Origin of the sequence: Sphingomonas sp. BK481 (genome assembly GCF_014194875.1) — a bacterium.
In the GTDB taxonomy this organism is placed as follows: Bacteria; Pseudomonadota; Alphaproteobacteria; order Sphingomonadales; family Sphingomonadaceae; genus Sphingomonas; species Sphingomonas aerolata.
The window spans coordinates 144435-165789 of sequence record NZ_JACIAP010000003.1 but is presented as its reverse complement, the minus strand read 5'-3'; the positions used below and the strand labels follow the sequence as shown (position 1 = coordinate 165789).

The window sequence follows — 21355 nt, the reverse complement described above, 5'->3', positions numbered from 1 at the left end:
GCCTATCGCAACAGGCTTCGGCCGGTCGCGATAGCGGGGTGTCTCAGGGGGCGGGTACGGCGACCGGCGCCTCGGTCTGCGTCGATGTCGCGACCGGTGGCAGCACCGGGGTGGTGACCACGATCGGGCTGGGCTGGGGCTGACCCGCCTGACCCATCAGCGCCGTATTCTCCAGTATATCCAGCGCCTTGCGCGCGACGATGTAGCGGCGGGCGGCGTCCATCCAGTTGCTCGCCTGCGTCGCGCCGGGCAGGCGCTCGACCTCGGCGCGGGCCGCCTCGACCTGGCCGGCCTCGAGCAGACGACGCGCCCGTGCAAGGCGGTCTGCCGGCATGGGCGAGGCCATGCTCTCCTCGCGCAGCACGATCAGGTTGCTGAATTCGCGCCGCACGGTCTGCAGCCAGCTGTCATTGGTCGTCCCGTTGGTGCTGGTGATCTGCGGCGCGATCGTATCGAGCCCCTGGCGCAGATCCTCGATGGTGACCGGCTGGTGCGCGGCCTGGATCACCGCGGCCGTGGCGCGCGGCTGGGCGCGCCCGAAGCGCAGCCGCAGCTGCTCCTCGATATAGCCCAGTCCGACCCCACGATCGATCGCCCGACGCGCAGCGAACGCGACCATCAGGCCTTCCGCGCGGGTTGCCTGCCCCCCGGCTGCCATCGCGTCGCTCGACACGGCCGCGGTCCGGGCCTCGAGCGCGGTGAGCTGGCCCGCCAGCGTCGCCTCGCGCGTCGCCAGCATTGCGGTGTCGACCCGCGGCTGTTCGCCATTGGCGTTGAGCGGTTGCGCGGGGGTGAAATCGGGATTGCCCGATGCCGCCGCGGCCGTGGTCGATCCAGCGGCCGTCAGACCGGTGCGCTGACCAAACCATGGCATCGTTTTCAGCGCATAGCCCATCGCTACCGATCCGGCGATAAAAGCCAGTCCGATCACTATGATGATAACACCCAGGCGGGGGCCGCGTGCCCGGGGACGCTCGATCGGCACGTGGTCGCTCATGACGCGCTTATCCCCGCGACGCGCGTCAGGGTCAATCGCGCGCTTTGCGGCGATCGTGACAAGCGCATCGTCGGTGGGAGTCTCCGCCACCACCACCGCGGCCCAGCCGCTGCCCGCCGCGTCGGCCGCGGTGCGGCTGATCGCAGCGATCGTGACGCGCGACCGGTCGATGCCGGCCTGTGCGACATGCTCGGCAAACGCATGCGCGGCGCGGGGTGAATGGATCAGTACGAGCAGGTCTTCGTGCCGAGGCAACATGATATCGCCGATCCGCAGCGCCTCACTCGCATAGACAGTGCACGCGACGACGTCCGGGCCGGTCGGCCTGCGGTCGCGACCCGCCGGGTGGAACAGGCGGTCGAACCCGGATGCCCGCGCCGCGTCGATCGCGGCATCGACGTTGCTGGTGCCGGTCACCGCGACATTGAAGCCGGCGCGCCGGGCGGCGGCGGCCGTGGCGTCGCCGACCGCAATCACCGGCAGCGCCTTGAGTGTGTCGGGCAGGGCGCCATGGCGAACCGCGTTTGCGCTGGTCAGCAGAACGGCATCGAACCCGCCGAAGTCCGGCGGCGTCCAGGCGACGGGGACGACCGTGAACACGGGCATCGCCAGGGGCTCGAGCCCCAGTCCGCGAAGCTTGGCGCATGTGTCGGCGTTGCCCGGCTCCGGGCGCAGCACGACGACGCGGGTCATGCGGCGAACAGGCGCCGGACGCTGGCGGGGGCGCGGGTCAGCAGGTCGAGCGCAAGTGCGGTACCAAGATCTTCGTCGATCCCGCCTTCGATCGCGCCGGCGACGTCGCACGACCCGTCCTCGGCGATCAGTTCGCCGCGCAGCGTCAGCGTCTCGCCGGCGAGCGAGGCAAGGGCTGCCACCGGCGAATGGCAATCCGCCCCCAACCGCGCGAGCAACGCGCGTTCGGTCCGGACGCACAGGCTGGTATCGGCGTGATCGATCGCCGCGACGATCGCCTGTGCCGGCTTGCCGACCAGCGTCTCGATCCCGACCGCACCCTGGGCGGGTGCGGGCAGCATGATGTCGGTCGGGATGGCATGACCGATCGCCGTCCGCCCGAGACGATCGAGCCCGGCGGCGGCAAGCAGCGTCGCATCCATGTCGCCGGCCGCGACCCGCGCGAGCCGCGTATCGACGTTGCCGCGGATCAGCACGATGTCGAGATCGGGGCGCGATCGCAGCATCTGCGCGCGTCGCCGTGGCGAGCTGGTGCCGACGACGGCGCCCTGGCGGAGGTCGGCAAGCGTTTCCGCGCCGATCAGCCGGTCGCGCACGTCCGCGCGCGGCAGCATCGCGGCGATCTGCAGGGTCTGCGGGCGGATCGTCTCGACATCCTTCATAGAATGCACGGCGCAGTCGATCTCGCCGTCGTGCAGCGCGCGATCGAGTTCCTTCGTCCACAGCGCCTTGCCGCCGATCTCGGCGAGCGCGCGATCCTGCACACGGTCGCCCGTGGTGCGGATCACGACCGTCTCGATCCGATCCGGGGACCAGCCATGCGCGGCGCACAAAGCGTCGCGCACCATGCCTGCCTGCGCGAGGGCGAGGGGCGAGCCGCGTGTGCCGAGCCGAAAACTAGTCATGACGCCTGCATGCAGAAACGCGGCGCGTTCGACAAGCGTGAGGACAAGCCTTGTTCGGCGCGATAGGGATATGGGATGATCATTCTGGGTATCGAATCCTCCTGCGACGAAACCGCCGCCGCGCTCGTCACCGCCGATCGGCAGGTGCTGGCGCACCGGTTGCTCGGGCAGGAGGCGGCGCATGCGCCGTTCGGCGGGGTCGTGCCGGAGATCGCGGCACGCGCGCATGTCGAGGCGCTAGAGCCGCTGATCGTCGCGGCGCTGGCCGATGCGGGGCTCAAGCTGGCCGATGTCGATGCGATCGCGGCGACGGCCGGGCCGGGGCTGATCGGCGGGGTCATGGTCGGGCTCGTCACCGGCAAGGCGCTCGCGCATGCCGCGGGCAAGCCGTTGATCGCAGTCAACCATCTGGAAGGCCATGCGCTGTCGCCGCGGCTGTCCGATCCCGATCTCGCTTTCCCCTATCTCCTGCTGCTGGTGTCCGGCGGGCATTGCCAGTTGCTGCTGGTCGAAGGGGTCGGCGCGTATCGACGGCTCGCGACGACGATCGATGATGCGGCCGGCGAGGCGTTTGACAAGACCGCCAAGATTCTCGGCCTCGGCTTTCCCGGTGGCCCCGCGGTCGAGCGTGCCGCCGCGCTGGGCAATCCAAAGGCCGTGCCGCTGCCGCGCCCGCTCAAGGGTTCGGCCGAACCACATTTCTCCTTCGCCGGTCTCAAAAGTGCGGTCGCGCGGGTCGTCGGGGACTATGCGCCGGAGGATATCGCCGCGTCGTTCCAGGCCGCGGTGGTCGATTGCCTGATCGACCGCACGACCAGAGCGCTGAACGGTCTGACGGTGACGCCCACCGCGCTGGTCGTCGCGGGTGGGGTCGCGGCGAACGGCGCGGTCCGCGGCGCGCTGCAGACGCTTGCCGCGACCCGCGGCCTGCGGTTCGTCGCGCCGCCGCTCTGGCTGTGCACGGACAATGCGGCGATGATCGCCTGGGCCGGGGCGGAGCGGTTCGCGGCCGGGCTCACCGATCCGCTCGATACCGCGGCCCGCCCGCGCTGGCCGCTCGATCCGGATGCCGAGGCGGTGCGCGGCGCAGGGGTGAAGGCATGAGGATCGGCGTCATTGGTGGCGGCGCCTGGGGCACCGCGCTGGCACAGGTCGCCGCGCATGAAGGTCGCGACGTGATCCTGTGGGCGCGCGAGCCGGCCGTCGTCGACTCGATCAACGCGACTCATGCGAACGCGCTGTTTCTCGCCGGCGTCGCGCTGTCGCCGACGATCCGCGCGACCGGCGATCTCGGCGCGCTGGCGGACATGGACGCGATCCTCGTCGTCGCGCCGGCGCAGCATGTCGGCAGCGTGCTCGCCGCCGCGCCGGTTGGCGGCATCCCGCTGGTGCTGTGCGCCAAGGGGATCGAGGCGGGGAGCAAGCGGCTGGTCGGCGAGGTCGCGCGTGCGGTGCATCCCGACGCGCCGATCGCGGTGCTGTCGGGGCCGACCTTCGCGCATGAGGTGGCGGCGGGGCTGCCGACCGCGGTGACGCTCGCCTGCGAGGACGAGGCGCTTGGCGAAGCGCTCGCGACCCGGCTCGCGGCGCGGCATTTCCGGACCTATGCGTCGACCGACGTCGCGGGCGCGGAGATTGGCGGGGCGGTGAAGAACGTGCTCGCGATCGGCTGCGGCGTGGTCGAGGGCGCCGGGCTCGGCCAGAATGCGCGTGCGGCGCTGATCGCGCGCGGTTTTGCCGAGATGACGCGGTTCGGGCTTGCGCGCGGCGCCCGTGCGGAGACGCTGGCCGGGCTGTCCGGGCTTGGCGATCTCGTGCTCACCTGCTCGTCGACGAGCTCGCGCAATTTCTCGCTTGGCGTCGGGCTGGGGCGCGGCGAGGCCGCCGCCGCGTTGCTGGCTGATCGCCGCACGGTCGCGGAAGGCGCATTCACCGCCCCCGTGCTGCGCGAGGCCGCGCGTGACGCGGGCGTCGACATGCCGATCACCGAGGCGGTGTGCCGCCTACTCGAAGGCGCCCCGGTCCGCGACGTGATCGGCGACCTGCTCGCGCGGCCGCTCAAGGACGAGGCGGGCTGACAGGAGGCGATTGCTTCATCCTCCCCCTGGCGGGGGAGGATCAGTCTAGCGCAGCACGCGCGCCGCGAGCCCCGAGCAATCCGCATCTCTTGCGGTCGGGCCCTGTTTCCCCGTGATCGCGCGGCCGATCGCCTTGAAGATGTTGCCGACCGACTTCACCTCGGGCGGGATCGTCACCGCCGGCCGCTCGATCGTGCCGGTCATATAGGCCGAGCCCGGCACGCGCAGCAGCGCATGCTGTTTCGGCGTGCCGGTCAGCCGGATGTTCAGTGTCTCGCCGGGAAACACCACGCTCCCCTGACCGCGCATCAGACTGGCGGTCGTGTCGACGATCATTGGATCGATCCGACCATGGCCGCGCGTCACGTCGAGTTTCAGCACGACGCAGCGCAGCCCCGCGCGCGCGCCATCCTTCGCCAGCAGCGCGCGCGCCGCATCGAACCCCAAAGCCGCCGCGATTCCCTGCGGCAATTGCCCGTCACGCGCGACGAACCCGATCGTGCCGTTCGCATTGCCGACCGCCGCGCGGATCGTCTTGCCGGGCCCCCTCAGTCGTGCGCGCGCGCTGACATTGCCGCTGAACTCGCCGCCGCCGCCCGCGAGATCCTGCACGCTGCTGCCGCGCAGCCGCAGGTTGATATCGACCATCGGCACCTTGCGGTCGCCGCGCTGGTCGACCGTCAGCTTCCCCTCGACCCGGCCATGCGGCAATCGCGCGTCGAGGTCGCTGAGCGTCAGCAACTGGTGGTCGATCGCCAGCACGCCCCTGGCGGACAGAATCGGCGACGCGCCCTTGGCGCTCACGATCCGCTTGATCCGGAACGCCATCCGCGCGTCGGTCGTGTCGATCTTGCCGATATCGATCCGCGTATTGGGCACGAGCCGCGGGCCGATTGCGCGTTCGAGCGCGGCCCCCTTCGCCTTCCCCTCGTCCGACGCCAGATCGCCAAAATCAAACTGTCGCGACACGATCGCGCCGTCGACCTTGCTCCGGCCATCCTGTTTGTCGACGCTGACATGCCCGGTGAAATCGGACCGCCCGACGACGCCCTTCAGCTGCGTGACGGTCCATTTCGGCTGGTCGTGGCGGACATGCGCGGAGAACGACACCGGCTGCGTGCGGAACAGCCCCGCCTCGATCACCGCGTCGATCAGCTTGAGGTCGGTCGCGCGTGCGGTCACGTCGAGCTCCATCGCGTCGGTGTCGAGCGGGTGGTCCATCCGGCCCTTCGCTGTGATCGAGAGCGCGTCGCCGTCGATCGACGCGGTGAACGGCCAGGGCTTGCCCTGGAACCGCTCGACCGAAGGCCCCGCCACGGCGATCCGCACCGCCGCACCGCGGATCGTGCCGTTGCCGGCCGCGCGGATGCCGTGCACCGGATCGGAGGCGAAGCGTGCGGTGACGAACCGGTCCTGCTTGTCGTCGCGATAGGCGATCACGCTGTCGCTGATCGTCAGTCCGTCGAGGTCGGTGGAGCTCCCGCCGCCCTTCGGCTTGCCCGGGCGTTCCCAATTGGTGCGGCCGTTCCTGTCGCGGACCAGCACAAGCCGCAGTCCGCGCGCTTTCACGTCGCGCGGCCCGAACGCCCCTTTTAGCAACGCGAGCCCGGAAAAGGTGGCTTCGGCCTCGCGCAGCCGGACGAAATCGCCCGTTCCGGCCCATTCCGCCTGCGGGATACGGACGTCGGTGATGCGGATCGTCGGGTTGAACCCGAACGTATCGACGCGCTCGATCCCGCCGATCGTCACCGGCCGGCCGAACCGCGCGGTAAGCTGCCGCTGGATCACGCCTTTGAGAGAGCCCCAGGGGAAGGCGGCGAGCACGATCAACCCCAGCACCAGCACGCCAGCGACGACGATGCCGGTGATTTTCACCCAGCGTTTTGCGAAGAATCCCCTCATCCTACCGCGACGCGCCGCCGTGCGATACGTTCCGCGTGCGTCAGGACCGCTGCCGCAGATTTTACCCCGTCGACCGGACCTTACCCCGTCATCCTCACTCTATCCCGTCATCCTGACGAAAGTCAGGATCCAGAGCCAGTAGCGTCACCGTTCGTGGTCCTGGATCCTGACTTTCGTCAGGATGACGGAGGGTGAATGACGAAGCGATCAGAAGTCGATCGCCATGCCCTTGAGTTCCCAGTCGCCATAGCGCGTCGGGTCGCGCGGTTCGGGATCCTTGTCGGGCACGATCGGCTCGGGCTGTGGCACCGGTGTATCCTTCGACAGATAGGCGGGTGGCTTCACATGGTCGGGGCGCTGGCCCATCATGGCTCTCCGGATTGCGTGTTGGCGTCGTAACCGCCACATGGGGCGCGCCGTGCGACTTGCCAATGCAGCGCGCGGCACCCGAACGCGAAGGACCTTCTCATGCCCGACTACACCCACGCCCCCGAGCCGCTTGGCGTCCCCACCCGCCGCGCCGCGCTGCGCCTGCTCGATGCGGTGCTCCGCCGCGGCGAGTCGCTCGAATCCGCGCTGCCCGCCGCGACCCGCGCGATCCATGGGCCCGATCGCGGGCTTGCGCATGCGATCGCCGCCGAGACGCTGCGCCGTCTCCCCGATCTCGACGCGATGATCGATTCGGTCACCAAGACCAATCTGCCCGACGATGCGAAGGCGCGGATGGCGCTGCGGATCGCGCTCGTCCAGGTGCTGATCCTGGGCACGCCGTCGCACGCCGCGATCTCGACCGTGCTGCCGCTGGTCGATGGCGGTCCGCGGAAACTCGTCCACGGCGTGTTCGGGACGCTGTTCCGCGCTAACATGCTGCTGCCCGAGGTGCCCACGCTGCCCGCTCCGGTCGAGCTGCGCTGGGAAGCCGCATGGGGCGAGGAGATGGTCGACGATGCGGGCCGTGCGATCGCCGCACCGCCGCCGCTCGACCTGACGATCGCCGACCCGGCCGAAACCGAAGGCTGGCGCGAGAAGCTTGGCGGCGAGAGCTTCATGCCCGGGCATCTGCGGCTGGGCGATCATGCCTCGGTCCCCGACATGGAGGGCTTTGGCGACGGCGCCTGGTGGGTGCAGGACATCGCCGCCTCGCTGCCCGCGCGCTTGCTGGGCAAGGGGGAGGGCCATGTCCTCGATCTGTGCGCGGCGCCCGGCGGCAAGACGCTGCAGCTCGCTTCGGCGGGCTGGACCGTCACCTCGGTCGACAATTCGCAGAGCCGGATCAAGCGGCTGCGCGAGAATCTCTACCGGACGCATCTGAAGGCCGAGGTGGTGAACGCCGACCTCCTCGAATGGGCGCCCGCCCAGCCCGCCGACGCGATCCTGATCGACGCGCCGTGCAGCGCGACCGGTATCTTCCGCCGCCACCCCGACGTGCTCCACCGCGTCCGCCCCTCGATCATCGCCGAGACCGCGGCGCTGCAGGCGCGGATCTTCGCGCGCGCGGCCGACTGGGTGAAGCCCGGCGGCACGCTCGTCTACGCCACCTGTTCGCTCGAACCGTCGGAAGGCGAGGCGCAGCTCGACGCGTTCCTGTCTGCGCGCAGCGACTATTCGATCGTGCCGGTCGACCAGGCCGAGCTCCCCGCCGGGATCACGCCGACCGACACCGGCACCGTTCGTACGCTGCCGGGCATGCTCGCCGAACAAGGCGGTTGCGACGGCTTCTTCATCACCCGTCTGAAGCGTGCCTGATCAATCCTCCCCCGCTTTGGGGGAGGATTGAAGGCCTTCGCACCACGTGAATCCCCCGCTAGGACACATTCATGCAACCCGTCCGCATTGCTCCCTCGATCCTGTCCGCCGACTTCGCCAAACTGGGTGAGGAGGTCCGCGCCATCGATGCGGCTGGCGCCGACTGGATCCATATCGACGTCATGGACGGGCATTTCGTGCCCAACATCTCGTTCGGCCCCGCGGTCATGAAGTCGGTGCGCGGCGTCACCGCCAAGCCGTTCGACGTCCATCTGATGATCGCCCCCGTCGATGCGTATCTCGATGCGTTCGCGGAGGCCGGCGCGGACTGCATCACCGTGCATTACGAGGCCAGCCCGCACATCCACCGCTCGCTCCAGCACATCAAGTCGCTCGGCAAGCGCGCGGGTGTCGTGATCTGCCCCGGTACGCCGGCGAAGATGCTCGATTACCTGCTCGACATGGTCGACCTCGTGCTGGTGATGAGCGTCAATCCCGGGTTTGGCGGGCAGAGCTTCATCCCCAGCCAGCTCAAGAAGATCACCGCGATCCGGACGATGATCGAGAAGAGCGGTCGCATGATCGATCTCGAGGTCGATGGCGGTGTCGACGCCGAATGGGCGAAGCGCTGCATCGATGCGGGTGCGGACGCGCTGGTCGCGGGGACGTCGGTGTTTCGCGGGGGGCCGGCACAATATGCCGCCAACATCGCGGCATTGAGGGGCGATTGACCGACCAGCCCGATCCCGTGACCGATCCAATGCTCGACGGTATCGACGAAGGACGTCGCCTGATCCGGCTCGGCGGCGACAACGGGCTGTCGCTCGCCGACCGGCTGGCGGAGCGGTTTCACCGCCTGACCTGGCGTACGCCGCTCCATGCCTTGCGGCTCAAGGGACGCTATCCGCTCAAGCTGATCGCCGTCCCCGAGGATCCGGTGCTCGGCGACATCCCGCGGGGCACGATGCTGCTCGAGGGCCTGCTGTCGTTCCGCGGCGAGGCGCGCGATATCGAGACGCTCGATCTTGCAAAGCCGCTGCCCGGTCCCTTTGCCGACTATTTCCACAGCTTCGCCTGGCTGCGCGACCTGTCGACCGTCGCAACCCGCGCGCGCGGGGCGCCGATCGCTGAATATCTCATGGGGCTGTGGCTGACCGCCTATGCCGACACGCCGGGCGGGATCGCGTGGCGGCCGGACCTCTGGGGCAGGCGGATCCTGTTCTGGACCGCGCATGCGCCCCTGATCCTGTCGTCGTCCGATCTGGTCTACCGCTCGAAGGTGCTGAACGCGCTCGCGCGGGGCGCGCTGCACCTTGATCGAAGCGCGGACAAGGTGCCCGCGGGCGCACCGCGGATCGCGGCATGGTGCGGCGTCGTCGCCGCCGGGCTGCTGATCCCGGGCGGTGACCCACGCCGCGCGTTCGGTGAGGCCGGGCTGCTGCGCGCGCTCGGCACGGGGTTGTTCGACGATGGCGGTTCGGTCTCGCGCAGCCCGGCGATGCTGCTCGATTCGATCCAGCTTCTGACGCTGCTTCAGGACAGTTACCTGGCGCGCAATCTGGCCTTGCCCGAACCCGTCGCGACGACGCTCACCAGGATGGTCGCGGCGCTGCTCGGCGTGACGCATGGCGATCTTGGGCTGTCGAGCTGGCAGGGTGGGGGCCCCGCAAGCGAGACCCAGGTCGCCGCGGTGATCGAGGCGAGCGGCGTCCGGACCCGGCCGCTCCGCCAGGCGCGCGACTGGGGCTATCAGCGGCTGGCGGCGGCAACCTCGGTGCTGATCGTCGACGCCGCGCCGCCACCCGTCGCACGGCTGGTCGAGGGAGGGTGCGCTTCGACGCTCGCGTTCGAATTCTCCGATGGCCCGGCGCGGCTTGTCGTCAATTGCGGCGGCGCACGGGCAGGGATCGCGCAATTACCGCCGGCAATGGTCGAAGGTCTGCGGTCGACCGCCGCGCATTCGACGCTGACGATCGCCGACAGCAACTCGACCGCGATCCACGCCGACGGTACGCTCGGCCGCGGTGTCGCCGAAGTCGAGCTGAGCCGGCAGGAATCGGAGGCGGCGAGCCGGATCGAGGCGAGCCATGACGGCTATGTCCGGCGCTGGGGCTTTGTGCACCGCCGCCAGCTGATGCTGACCGGCGATGGCCGCGAATTGCGGGGCGAAGACGCGCTGTTGCCCAAGGGCAGCAAGCGGCGCCTGGGCCTTTCGCTGTTCGCGATCCGCTTCCATCTGGGCGCGGGGGCGCAGGTGTCGCCGACCGCGGACGGTCTGGGCGCGATCCTCCGCCTGCCGGGCGGCGCGATCTGGCAGTTCCGCTGCCGCGGCGGCGCGCTGGTGGTCGAGGACAGCGTCTGGATCGACGCGGACGGCCGCCCGGTCGCGACGCAGCAACTGATGATCACCGGCGAGGCCGCGGCCGGCGGCGCCAGCGTGAGCTGGGCACTGAAAAAGGCCTGACACTTTCTCCGGCAAGATCACGACCCAATGGTCTTTTCATTCCCAGACACTGCCACCTCCCCGGCGAAGGCCGGGGTCCAGTTGCGAGACGGCGCTGACAGGGGACAGCGCGTCGTTACGACGGCCTTTCCAACTGGACCCCGGCCTTCGCTGGGGAGGTGCTTCCTTTCGCGATGACTGGTCGAGACGCCACCTTCGAAGATCGCCGCGTTCCCGCACGCCCCCTGTTCCCAAACTCCAACCGACGCTAAGGCCCGCCGCACGGCGAAACCCGGATCACGAAAGACCTGTCATGACCAGCATCCCGATAAAGCGCGCACTCCTGTCCGTCTCCGACAAGACCGGGATCGTCGATCTCGGCACCGCGCTTGCGAGCCACGGTGTGGAACTGGTGTCGACCGGCGGTACCGCCACCGCGCTGCGTGCGGCAGGGCTGACGGTGCGCGACGTGTCGGAGCTGACCGGCTTTCCCGAGATGATGGATGGCCGCGTCAAGACGCTGCACCCGATGGTGCACGGTGGCCTCCTCGCGGTGCGCGACGATGCGGGGCATGCCGCGTCGATGGAGGAGCACCAGATCGGCGCGATCGACCTTGTGATCGTCAATCTCTACCCGTTCGAGGCGACCGTCGCCAAGGGCGCGGCCCGCGACACGGTGATCGAGAATATCGACATTGGCGGTCCCAGCATGGTGCGCTCGGCCGCCAAGAACCACGCCTATGTCGCGATCGTCACCGATCCCGCGGACTATGCGCTGGTCGCGGGCGGCAGCACGACGCTCGACGACCGCAAGCGCCTCGCCGCCAAGGCGTTCGCGACCACCGCGGCCTATGACTCGGCGATCGCGACCTGGTTCGGCACGGTCGACCAGGGCGAACAGTTTCCGGCCACGTTGCCGATCACCCTCAAGCGCGGCGATGCGCTCCGCTATGGTGAGAACCCGCACCAGTCGGCGGCCTTCTACACCGCGACCGACGGCGTCCGCGGCATCGGCCAGGCGCGTCAGGTGCAGGGCAAGGCGCTGAGCTACAACAATTTGAACGACGCGGACGCCGCGCTCGAACTCGTCGCCGAGTTCCGCGATGCCGCCCCCTCGGTCGTCATCGTCAAGCATGCCAATCCGTGCGGCGTCGCGACCGCCGCGACGCTCGAGGAGGCCTATGCCGCGGCGTTCGCCTGCGACACGGTGTCGGCGTTCGGCGGGATCATCGCGGTCAACCGCCGCCTCGATGTCGAGACCGCGCGCGCGATCACCGGCATCTTCACCGAAGTCGTCGTCGCACCCGACGCCGATGAGGAGGCGATCGCGTTGTTCGCCGCGAAGAAGAACCTGCGTCTGCTTCTGACCGGCGACCTGCCCGATGCAGCGCGCACCGGACTCACCGCCAAGTCGATCGCGGGCGGCTGGCTCGTCCAGGGGCGCGACAACGGCACGCCCGGCGAATTGCAGGTGGTGACGAAGCGCCAGCCCACGCCGCAGGAACTCGCCGACTGCCGCTTCGCCTGGACCGTCGCCAAGCACACCAAGTCGAACGCGATCGTCTATGCCAAGGACGGCAGCACCGCGGGCATCGGTGCGGGGCAGATGAATCGCCTCGAATCCGCGCGCATCGCCGCGTGGAAGGCCAAGGATGCGGCGGACAAGGCGGGCTGGGCGACGCCGCGGACGATCGGCTCGGCGGTTGCCTCCGACGCGTTCTTCCCGTTTGCCGACGGGCTGCTCGCGGCGGTCGAGGCAGGCGCGACCGCGGTGATCCAGCCGGGCGGGTCGATCCGCGACGCCGACGTGATCGCGGCGGCGGATGAGGCGGGGCTGGCGATGGTGTTTACCGGGATGCGCCACTTCCGGCATTGATCGCCGGCGGCCCCCCGGCTTCGGGGGGCCGGATCAGCGGACCGGTGATCCGCTCCGCGGCAGCGTCGCTTCGCTGGGCTCGGGGGTCTTGGCGAACAGGGCGCGGTCGGCGGGCCCGAACGCCCATTTCCAGAGGATGAAGAGATAGGTCGCGGCGATCGCCGGTTCGCCGACCGCGAGTTCGACCCATTCGAGCCGCTTGGGCAGCGCGGTAAAGCCCGCGCCCACGACGATCGCCGCAAGCGCCGCCCAGACCAGCGGCCAGCGCCATGGCGAGACGCTCGCGCCGAGCAGGCTTCCGAGCAGCCGCGACTTGATCACCGAGGTCAGCGCGACCGAGATCATGAGCGCGATCGCGGGCCCCGCAGCCTGATAATTGACCGGATAGCCAAGCCGGCGGATCGCGAAGATCAGCGCGAAGCTGAGGCCGATCTGGAAGGCGAGCATCACCGCCGAGATCATCAGATTGCGGTGCCGCGCGATATAGACGAGCGCGGATTCGCTGACCGCGCCGCTCGAGGCGAGGAATTCGGCGGTCAGCAGGAAGGCGAGCGCGGCGGTGCCAGCGACGAATTGCGGGCCGACCACGCCCATCACCGCCTCGCCGGGAATCGAGCCCATCAGCGCGAGGCCGCCCTGTGCCGCCATGATCCAGAACGCGACCTGGCGGACCTGGTTGGCGATCGCCGCGCGGTCGTTGATCGCCAGGCTCTGCGTGATGACGGGGCCGAGGATCGGGTCGAAGCTCGTCTTAAGCTTCTGCGGCAGGCTCGCGACCTGTTGCGCCATGTAATAGATACCGACGACCTTGGGCTCGAACATCACGCCAAGGATGAAGCGGTCGACGTTGCGGCTGCCCCATTCGAGGATGTCCGCGCCCGCCAGCGGCACATTGGCGCGGGCGAGCGCGTAGAGCGGGCGCAGATGCGGCGACCAGCCGCGCGGCAGCCCGTAGCTGCGCACGAACGGCACGAGGCTGGCGATCAGCGCCGCGGTCATCGACGCGACGTAACTCAGCACGAGCCCGTCGCGGATCGTGAAATAGGAAAAGGCCCAGGCGGCGATCGAGATCGTCCACGGCTCGACCACCGCGCGCGCGGTGACCGCGGCCTTGACGTTCAGCCGATAGGCGAGTGCGGCCAGGCTGACGTCGGACCAGGCGACCGCGACGATGATCAGCGGCAAAAACCGGTCGAGCCCGGTGATCGCCGTATTGGGGTACATGATCTCGGGGAAGGTGAAGAGCACCACGCTCGCGATCAGCGACGCGACGAACGCCACCGCCATCGCATCCCACACGACATAAGCGTGCGGCCGCTCGGTGCTGCTCAGCGCCTGCGCAAGACCGCGCTTGAGGCCGAGCGTCGCCAGCAGCGCGGCGAGTTCGACCACCACGACCGCGATCGCGAATCGGCCGACCAGGTCCGGGCCGTAGATGCGGCCCGCGATAAACAGAAACGGGATGCGCGCGGCGAGGCGGAGGACGAAGCCCGCAATGTTGGTCCGACCGCCCTTGGCGAGCGTGTCGATGTCCTTGGTCGATTCGGTCACGGGCGGGCGCCGTTGGTGCGCCGCGCCACGGCAAAGCCGCGTCGTCGGTCGGAGCGAACGCTCCGCCGGCCGCGCTTGTGCGAGTCAGCCGGGCGTGGCCGGCTGCCGCCCTGCGCGATCAATGCGCTGCGCCCCAGCTCAGGCCGGTGCCGATCTCGATCCCCAGCGGCACGTCGAGCGTCACCGCCGGCTCGGCCGCGGACGCCATCACACGTTCGATGACGGGCTTGGCCGCCTCGACATCGCCTTCGGGCAGTTCGAACACGAGTTCGTCGTGGACCTGAAGCAGCATGCGCACGTTCGGCAGCCCGGCTTCGAGCAGCGCCGGCCCCATCCGGACCATCGCGCGCTTGATGATGTCGGCGCTCGTCCCCTGGATCGGCGCGTTGATCGCGGCACGCTCGGCGCCCTGGCGTTCGTGCTGGATCTTCGAGCGGATCCGCGGGAAATGCGTCTTGCGGCCGAACAGCGTCGTCGTGAACCCGGTCGCGCGGACGCTTTCGGTGGTGTCGACGATGTAGCTGGAGATGCCGGGGAAGCGATCGAAATAGCGGTCGATCATTGCCTGCGCTTCGTCCGCGGACACGTCGAGCCGGCCGGCGAGCCCCCAGCGCGAAATGCCGTAGAGGATCGCGAAGTTGATCGTCTTGGCGCGACCGCGCGTGTCGCGGTTGACCTCGCCGAACAGCTCCTGCGCAGTCAGGCTGTGGATGTCGTCGCTGTTCGCGAACGCCTGCTTCAGCGCGGGGACGTTCGCCATGTGCGCGGCCAGTCGCAGTTCGATCTGCGAGTAGTCGGCGGCGAGGATCACGTTGCCGGGCTCCGCCACGAACGCGTCACGGATCTGGCGGCCGATCTCGGTGCGGATCGGGATGTTCTGCAGGTTGGGATCGGTCGACGACAGCCGCCCGGTCTGTGCGCCGGTCAGCGAGTAGGAGGTGTGGACGCGACCCGTCGCGGGGTTGATCTGCGCCTGCAACGCGTCGGTATAGGTCGATTTCAGTTTCGACAGCTGGCGCCAGTCAAGCACCTTGCGCGCGATCACCGCGCCGGGCGAATCCTTGTCGGCGGCGATGCGTTCGAGTTCGGTGACGTCGGTCGAATAGACCCCGGACTTGCCCTTGCGGCCGCCTTTGATGCCCATCTTCTCGAACAGCACGTCGCCGAGTTGCTTGGGGCTGCCGATCGTGAACGGCGCGCCGGCGAGCGCGTGAATCTCGGTCTCGAGGCTCGCCATCTGTGCGGCGAACTCGGTCGACAGCTTCGACAGCTTCGCGGCGTCGACCTTGATCCCGTGCATCTCCATCTGCGCGATGACGGGGACGAGCGGGCGGTCGACCATCTCGTAGACCCGCGTCGAACCCTCGGCGGGCAGGCGGCGCTTGAACCGCCGCCACAGGCGCAGCGTCACGTCGGCGTCCTCGGCGGCGTAATGGGTCGCGGCCTTGAGGTCGATTTCGTTGAAGCTGCGCTGCGACTTGCCGGTGCCGACCACGTCCTTGAACGCGATGCAGGTGTGCGAGAGGTGCGTCGCGGCGAGCTCGTCCATGCCGTGTCCGTGAAGCCCCGCGTCGAGGTCGAAGCTCATCAGGATCGTGTCGTCGAACGGCGCGATCGTCACGCCACCGGTGGCGGCATAGGCGCGGGCCAGCACGATCATGTCGTATTTCAGATTATGGCCGATCTTGAGGATGCTCGGATCCTCCAGCAACGGCTTCATCTTCGCCAGCACGACCGCGCGGTCGATCTGGACCGGGTTTTCCGCGAGCAAATCGGTGCCGCCATGCGCGATAGGCACGTAGCAGGCGAGGTTCGGATGCAGCGCCAGGCTGATCCCGACCAGGTCGGCGCGCGTCGCGTCGATCCCGGTCGTCTCGGTGTCGATCGCGATCCAGCCCTGATGCTTCGCCAGCGTGATCCAGCGGTCGAGCGCCGCCTCGTCGACGACGGTCTCGTAATCGTCATGCTTGCACGGCTCGTCCGCGTCCATGTCAGCGACGACGGTCGACTCGGCGACCGGTGCTTCGGCGACGGCCGACAATTTGGCGATCAGCGACTTGAAGCCGTGATGATCGAGGAACGCGCGCAAGGGGGCGTCGGGAATGCCCTTGAGCTCGAGATCCTCGAGCGGCTCGGGCAGCGCGACGTCGCATCTGAGCGTGACCAGCACCTTCGACAGCCGCGCCATCTCGGCATGCTCGATCAGATTGTCGCGCAGCTTGCCCTTCTTCATGCCCTCGGCGGCGGCGAGCACCGATTCGAGATCGCCATGCTCGAGGATCAGCTTGGCGGCGGTTTTCGGGCCGACGCCGGGAACGCCCGGCACATTGTCGACGCTGTCGCCCATCAGCGCGAGCACGTCGCCGAGCTGCGCCGGGGTGACGCCGTGGAATTTCTCCGCGACATGCTCCGCGCCCAGCCGGCGGTTGTTCATCGTGTCGTACATGTCGAGCCCGGGCTCGATCAGCTGCATCAGGTCCTTGTCCGACGAGACGATCGTGACCGACCAGCCCTGCGCCAGCGCAGCCTTCGAATAACAGGCGATGATGTCGTCCGCCTCGAGCCCCTCGGTCTCGATGCACGGCAGCGAGAAGGCGCGCGTTGCGTCGCGGATCATCGGGAACTGGGGAACGAGATCCTCGGGCGGGGGCGGACGCTGTGCCTTGTACTTGTCGTAGAGATCGTTGCGGAACGTCTTCGACGACTTGTCGAGAATGACCGCCATGTGCGTCGGGCCGTCGGCGGCGTGGACCTCATCGGCGAGCTTCCACAACATGGTGGTATAGCCGTACACCGCGCCAACCGGCTCGCCATCCTTGTTGGTAAGCGGCGGCAGCCGGTGATAGGCGCGGAAGATATAGCCGGAGCCGTCGACGAGATAGAGATGGGGCATCGCGCGCGGTCTAGCGGATGCGCGCGCGCGGACCAATGGGCGAAGCGTGGTTGTTGGGTATCAGGTGTGAGGAAAATCTCAGATCGACGGGCGGGCGCCACCGGCATGCGCGGCAACCGCGGCAGCGACCGCCTGGATCAGCATCTGGCGTTCGCGGATCGGCCGCAGCGTGTCGCCGATCATCACCGCGATCGCATAGCGCTTGCCGTCGGGTGCGGTGAGAAGTCCGACATCGTTGAAGCCGGCGTTGCGGGGACCGAGATCCTGGCCGGTGCCGGTCTTGTGCGCGATCCGCCACCCCGCGGGCAGCGCGGCGCGCAACCGCGCGCGGCCGGTGACCGACGCGCCCATCGTGTCGAGCAGCACCTGGGTCGAGCTGGCGCTGAGCAATTCGCCCCGCGCGAGCCGGGCCAGCGCGTCCGCGATCGCGATCGGCGCGGCGCCATCGGGCGGATTGGCGACATAGGCGTCGAGTGCGGCGGCGCGGATCTGCGGATCGAGCCGTGCGCGGGCGACCGCAAACGCGTTGCCGAGCGCATAGGCGGGCTGCCAGACGAGCCCCGCCGTCCCGCTTTGCAACAGCCGCTCGCCCGGACCGAAGCGGATCTCGCCCAGCTGTTTGCGCAGGATCATGCCGCGCACCGCGCGCGGGCCGCCGACATAGCTCAGCAGCCGGTCGTTCGCGGTATTGTCGCTATGCGTCAGCGCACGCCTGAGCAATTCGCCGACGGTGGTGTGATAGCCGTCGCCGGTGACGAGCATCGCGATCGGCTGATGGAACAGCGTCAGATCCTCCGCGCGGACGACGACCGGATCCTCGAGCTTCGCCTTGCCCTGGTCGCGCAGGTCGAGCAGCGTGATCGCGACCCAGAGCTTGCTGACCGATTGCTGCGGCAGGCGCTGGCGTCCGCCTGCCTCGACCGTCCAGCCCTCGTCCACCGCGCGGATCGCGATCCCCGCCTTGCCCGCAAAATCATGGTGCAGCGCAGTGACGGCCGCGACGAGAGATGCGGGGGCGGCACGGATGGGGCGTGCGGTGGGCAATGGGACCGGGATCGATACGCTGGCAGTTCCATCGGCCTGCGGCGCGGCGCCGGTCGCCCCGGGGCGTGACGTCGAGCCACAGCCGGTCAGCGCGAGCGCGATGCCGCCGGTCACGAAAAGACGCGCGAACCTGCCAATTGCCATGGGTGTCGGATATCCTGCGATAGCGCTACGATCCTGATACGGTCCGGATCGCCGCGATACGCCCCGCGCGCCCGGCTGCGACGAACTGCACGCACGGCGCGCCGGGATGTGGAACGTCAGGGCGTCAGGACCGTATCGACAGCCTCCGGCAGCATCTGCGGATAATCGAGCGTGTAGTGCAGGCCACGGCTTTCGTGACGATGTAGCGCCGAGCGGACGATCAGTTCGGCGGTCTGAAGCAGGTTGCGCAGTTCGATCAGGTCGGGCGTGACGCGGAAATGCTGGTAATATTCGGCGACCTCCTCGTTCAGCATCGCGATCCGGTGCTGCGCGCGTTCGAGCCTTTTGGTCGTGCGGACGATGCCGACATAATTCCACATGAAGCGGCGGATCTCGGTCCAGGTCTGCTTGATGACCACTTCCTCGTCCGAATCGGTGACGCGGCTCTCATCCCAGGGGCGGATCGGCGGCGGCGGGGGCAGGCTGTCCCAATCGGCGGCGATGCTGTCCGCCGCGGCCTCGCCGAACACGAAGCATTCGAGCAGCGAGTTGGACGCCAGCCGGTTCGCGCCGTGCAGCCCCGATTCGGTGCATTCGCCCGCCGCGTAGAGCCCGGGCAGGTCGGTCTTGCCATGCTCGTCGACGACGATCCCGCCACAGGTGTAATGCTGGGCAGGGACGACGGGGATCGGCTGCGTCGTCATGTCGATCCCGACCGTCAGCAGCTTTTCGTGAATGTTCGGAAAATGATGCCGGATGAAGTCGGCGGGCATGTGGCTGATATCGAGATGGACGTAATCGAGCCCGTAGCGCTTGATCTCGGCGTCGATCGCGCGCGCGACGATATCGCGCGGCGCCAGCTCCATCCGGACGGGATCATAATAGGTCATGAAACGCTTGCCGGTGGTCGGGTTGATCAGCCGCCCGCCTTCGCCGCGCACCGCCTCGGTGATCAGGAAATTCTTGACCTCCAGATTGTAGAGGCAGGTCGGGTGGAACTGCATCATCTCCATGTTCGACACGCGCGCGCCCGCGCGCCAGGCCATCGCGATGCCGTCGCCCGTCGCGCCGCGTGGCGCGGTCGAGAACAGATAGGTGCGGCCCGCACCCCCGGTCGCGAGGATCGTCGCGCGCGCCGTGTAGAGCGCGACGCGACCGGTGCCGCGGTCGACCGCATAGACGCCCCAGACCCGGCCCGCGCCTGAATAGCGCATCTCGTGCCGCCCGGTGGCGAGGTCGATCGCGACCTGGTCGGGGACCAGCGTTATGTTGGGATGCGCCTCGGCGGCCCTCTGCAGCGCCTCCTGCACCGCCCAGCCGGTCGCGTCGGCGACATGGACGATCCGCCGATGGCTGTGGCCGCCCTCGCGCGTCAGGTGCAGCGCGTTCCCCTCGGTCTCGAATGGCACGCCGAGATGGGTGAGCCGTTCGATCGCGGCCGGCGCGCCCTCGACCACCATCTCGACGATCCCGCGATCGTTCAGCCCGGCGCCGGCGACCATCGTGTCCTCGACATGATTCTCGAACGTGTCGCCGGGTTCGAGTACCGCGGCGATCCCGCCCTGTGCCCAGGCGGTCGACCCTTCGTTCAGCGCCCCCTTGGCAAGCACGGTGACGGTGAAACGGTCGGCGAGGGTGAGCGCCGCGGTCAGCCCGGCCGCGCCGGAACCGATGATGAGAATGTCGCTGGTCATGCGGCTCGGGATCCGGGGCAGGGGACAGGGTAATGCGGGGTCCTGCTGTTGCACGAAAGTGAGACCACAGGACAGGGGGTGTTCCGATCGATCGCCCGGACTTATCCGCGCGCGCGTTTCTTCGTCTCGGGCATAGCGACCAGATAGAGCAGGAACCCGGCCCCCGCGATCGCCGCGAGCGTGAGGAAGTTCGCGCTATAGCCTGCCCAGACGATGATCGATCCCGCCAGCGTCGCCGACAGCGCTGCGCCAAGCCCTTGCGTCGTCGCGACCGCGCCCTGACTGACGTTGAACCGGCCGCTGCCCTCGGTCAGGTCGGCGATCACGACGGGGAACAGGGCACCGAAAATGCCCGCGCCGACGCCGTCCAGTGCCTGCACGCCGACCAGCCAATAGGGGTCGTCGGACAGCGTGTAGAGCGCGCCGCGCGCGGCGAGGAATCCGAAGGCGACGAGGAACAGCGGCTTTGTGCCGAGCCGTTCGGCATGGCGACCAACGAAGATCGCGACGGGCACCATCACGAGCTGTGCCGCGACGATGCACGCGGCGGTCAGCGACGTCGCCTGATCCTTGCCGACGGTGCGCGCGAGCAGCTGGCTGACCGAGGTCAGCATCGCGGCATTCGCCAGATGGAAGAGGAACGCGATCACCGCAAAGGTCATCAGCGGCCGGTTCTCGATCAGCGTCTTCCAGCCGCTCGGCTCGTCGCAGTTTGCATCGGGCTCGCAGTCGAGGCCACGCGCGACGGCATTGTCGATATCGTCGTTGTGGAGCCGCGTCGCGGTGACGATGCTGGCGACGGTCAGCGCGCCCATCAGCCAGAAGACCACGACCGGTCCGAACGTCCAGGCGAGCACGCCCGCGAGCCCGGCGGACACCGCGTTGCCGGCATGGTTGAACGCCTCGTTACGGCCGACCCGCTTGGCGAACATCTTCGGCCCGACCAGACCGAGCGTGATCGCCGAGATCGCGGGGGCGAAGATCGCGCCGGCGACGGCGGCGACCGACTGGGTGATGGTCACCACGGTGAAGCCCGTAACGAACGGCAGCGACACGCTGGCCAACGTCACCAGCAACGCTGCCACCATGACGATCCGCGGCTTGTTGCGGCTCTTGTCGATCAGACTGCCGGCGGGCGTCTGCGCGATTAGGCCGACGATCCCGGCGATCGTCAGGACCAGCCCGACCGTCGCCTCGTTCCAGCCATGCGCAGGACCGCGGACCGCGACCAGATAGATGGCGAGATAGGGCCCGAGCCCGTCGCGCACGTCGGCGAGGAAGAAGTTGAGCGCGTCGAGCGTGCGTCCCGCCGGCGCATGACGGTGCGGAGCTTTGCCGCCGGGGGGGTGGCGGGAGGGCAGGGAAGCGGAGAGGGTCGCCATGGTCGGT

Annotated in this window: 15 protein-coding genes; 6 read left to right on the top strand and 9 right to left on the bottom strand. The window is 68.9% G+C overall.

The genetic code is table 11. The features are described 5' to 3' along the window. Positions 1-43: 43 nt before the first annotated feature. Together FHY04_RS07020 and hemC are read right to left on the bottom strand one after the other, a co-directional pair. Positions 44-1690, bottom strand: a complete 1647-nt coding sequence (locus tag FHY04_RS07020; protein ID WP_183935955.1) for a uroporphyrinogen-III synthase — start codon at positions 1688-1690, stop codon at positions 44-46. Beyond that, a complete protein-coding gene (gene hemC, locus FHY04_RS07015; RefSeq protein ID WP_031440879.1) occupies positions 1687-2595 on the bottom strand; it encodes a hydroxymethylbilane synthase in 909 nt (302 codons plus the stop codon). The genes FHY04_RS07020 and hemC overlap by 4 nt, the downstream gene beginning before the upstream one ends. A gap of 75 nt (positions 2596-2670) precedes the next feature. Here hemC and tsaD point away from each other — a divergent pair, with 75 nt between their 5' ends. Together tsaD and FHY04_RS07005 are read left to right on the top strand one after the other, a co-directional pair. Then, entirely contained in the window at positions 2671-3699 is a 1029-nt protein-coding gene (tsaD, locus tag FHY04_RS07010) for a tRNA (adenosine(37)-N6)-threonylcarbamoyltransferase complex transferase subunit TsaD (protein ID WP_183935954.1), read from the top strand. Continuing rightward, the gene (locus FHY04_RS07005; RefSeq protein WP_056406605.1) at positions 3696-4673 is read left to right on the top strand and encodes an NAD(P)H-dependent glycerol-3-phosphate dehydrogenase; all 978 of its coding nucleotides are present in this window, start codon (positions 3696-3698) and stop codon (positions 4671-4673) included. The genes tsaD and FHY04_RS07005 overlap by 4 nt, the downstream gene beginning before the upstream one ends. 45 nt (positions 4674-4718) lie before the next feature. Here FHY04_RS07005 and FHY04_RS07000 read toward each other — a convergent pair whose 3' ends face one another. Continuing rightward, the gene (locus FHY04_RS07000) at positions 4719-6548 is read right to left on the bottom strand and encodes an AsmA family protein (RefSeq protein ID WP_311723999.1); all 1830 of its coding nucleotides are present in this window, start codon (positions 6546-6548) and stop codon (positions 4719-4721) included. A 234-nt stretch (positions 6549-6782) separates the two neighbouring features. Next, complete coding sequence (locus tag FHY04_RS06995) at positions 6783-6941, bottom strand: DUF1674 domain-containing protein (protein ID WP_081874308.1); 159 nt, start codon at positions 6939-6941, stop codon at positions 6783-6785. A 102-nt stretch (positions 6942-7043) separates the two neighbouring features. Between FHY04_RS06995 and FHY04_RS06990 the strand changes: the two genes are divergently transcribed. The 4 genes from FHY04_RS06990 (at position 7044) to purH (ending at position 12640) form a co-directional block, all read left to right on the top strand. Beyond that, entirely contained in the window at positions 7044-8321 is a 1278-nt protein-coding gene (locus FHY04_RS06990; protein WP_183935952.1) for an RsmB/NOP family class I SAM-dependent RNA methyltransferase, read from the top strand. A 71-nt stretch (positions 8322-8392) separates the two neighbouring features. Next, positions 8393-9052 (top strand): ribulose-phosphate 3-epimerase, encoded by a 660-nt coding sequence (rpe, locus tag FHY04_RS06985; protein ID WP_031396295.1) that lies wholly within the window; start codon positions 8393-8395, stop codon positions 9050-9052. Positions 9053-9081: 29 nt separating this feature from the next. Continuing rightward, the gene (locus FHY04_RS06980; protein ID WP_183936166.1) at positions 9082-10785 is read left to right on the top strand and encodes a heparinase II/III family protein; all 1704 of its coding nucleotides are present in this window, start codon (positions 9082-9084) and stop codon (positions 10783-10785) included. A gap of 292 nt (positions 10786-11077) precedes the next feature. Beyond that, a complete protein-coding gene (gene purH, locus FHY04_RS06975; RefSeq protein WP_183935951.1) occupies positions 11078-12640 on the top strand; it encodes a bifunctional phosphoribosylaminoimidazolecarboxamide formyltransferase/IMP cyclohydrolase in 1563 nt (520 codons plus the stop codon). Positions 12641-12673: 33 nt separating this feature from the next. On the opposite strand, the gene FHY04_RS06970 is transcribed toward purH, so the two are convergent. From FHY04_RS06970 to FHY04_RS06950, 5 genes are all read right to left on the bottom strand, one after another. Further along, positions 12674-14191 (bottom strand): oligosaccharide flippase family protein, encoded by a 1518-nt coding sequence (locus tag FHY04_RS06970; RefSeq protein ID WP_183935950.1) that lies wholly within the window; start codon positions 14189-14191, stop codon positions 12674-12676. Positions 14192-14309: 118 nt separating this feature from the next. After that, on the bottom strand, positions 14310-17084 hold the full coding sequence (gene polA / locus FHY04_RS06965; protein WP_183935949.1) for a DNA polymerase I: 2775 nt from the start codon (positions 17082-17084) through the stop codon (positions 14310-14312). 78 nt (positions 17085-17162) lie between these two features. Continuing rightward, positions 17163-18272, bottom strand: coding sequence for a serine hydrolase (locus tag FHY04_RS06960; protein ID WP_183935948.1), 1110 nt, complete (start codon positions 18270-18272; stop codon positions 17163-17165). 116 nt (positions 18273-18388) lie between these two features. After that, the gene (gene nadB / locus FHY04_RS06955) at positions 18389-19966 is read right to left on the bottom strand and encodes an L-aspartate oxidase (RefSeq protein ID WP_031440868.1); all 1578 of its coding nucleotides are present in this window, start codon (positions 19964-19966) and stop codon (positions 18389-18391) included. A 101-nt stretch (positions 19967-20067) separates the two neighbouring features. Next, positions 20068-21348 carry an MFS transporter gene (locus FHY04_RS06950; RefSeq protein ID WP_183935947.1) on the bottom strand — a complete coding sequence of 427 codons (1281 nt, stop codon included), beginning with the start codon at positions 21346-21348 and terminating at the stop codon, positions 20068-20070. Between the last annotated feature and the right edge of the window lie 7 nt (positions 21349-21355).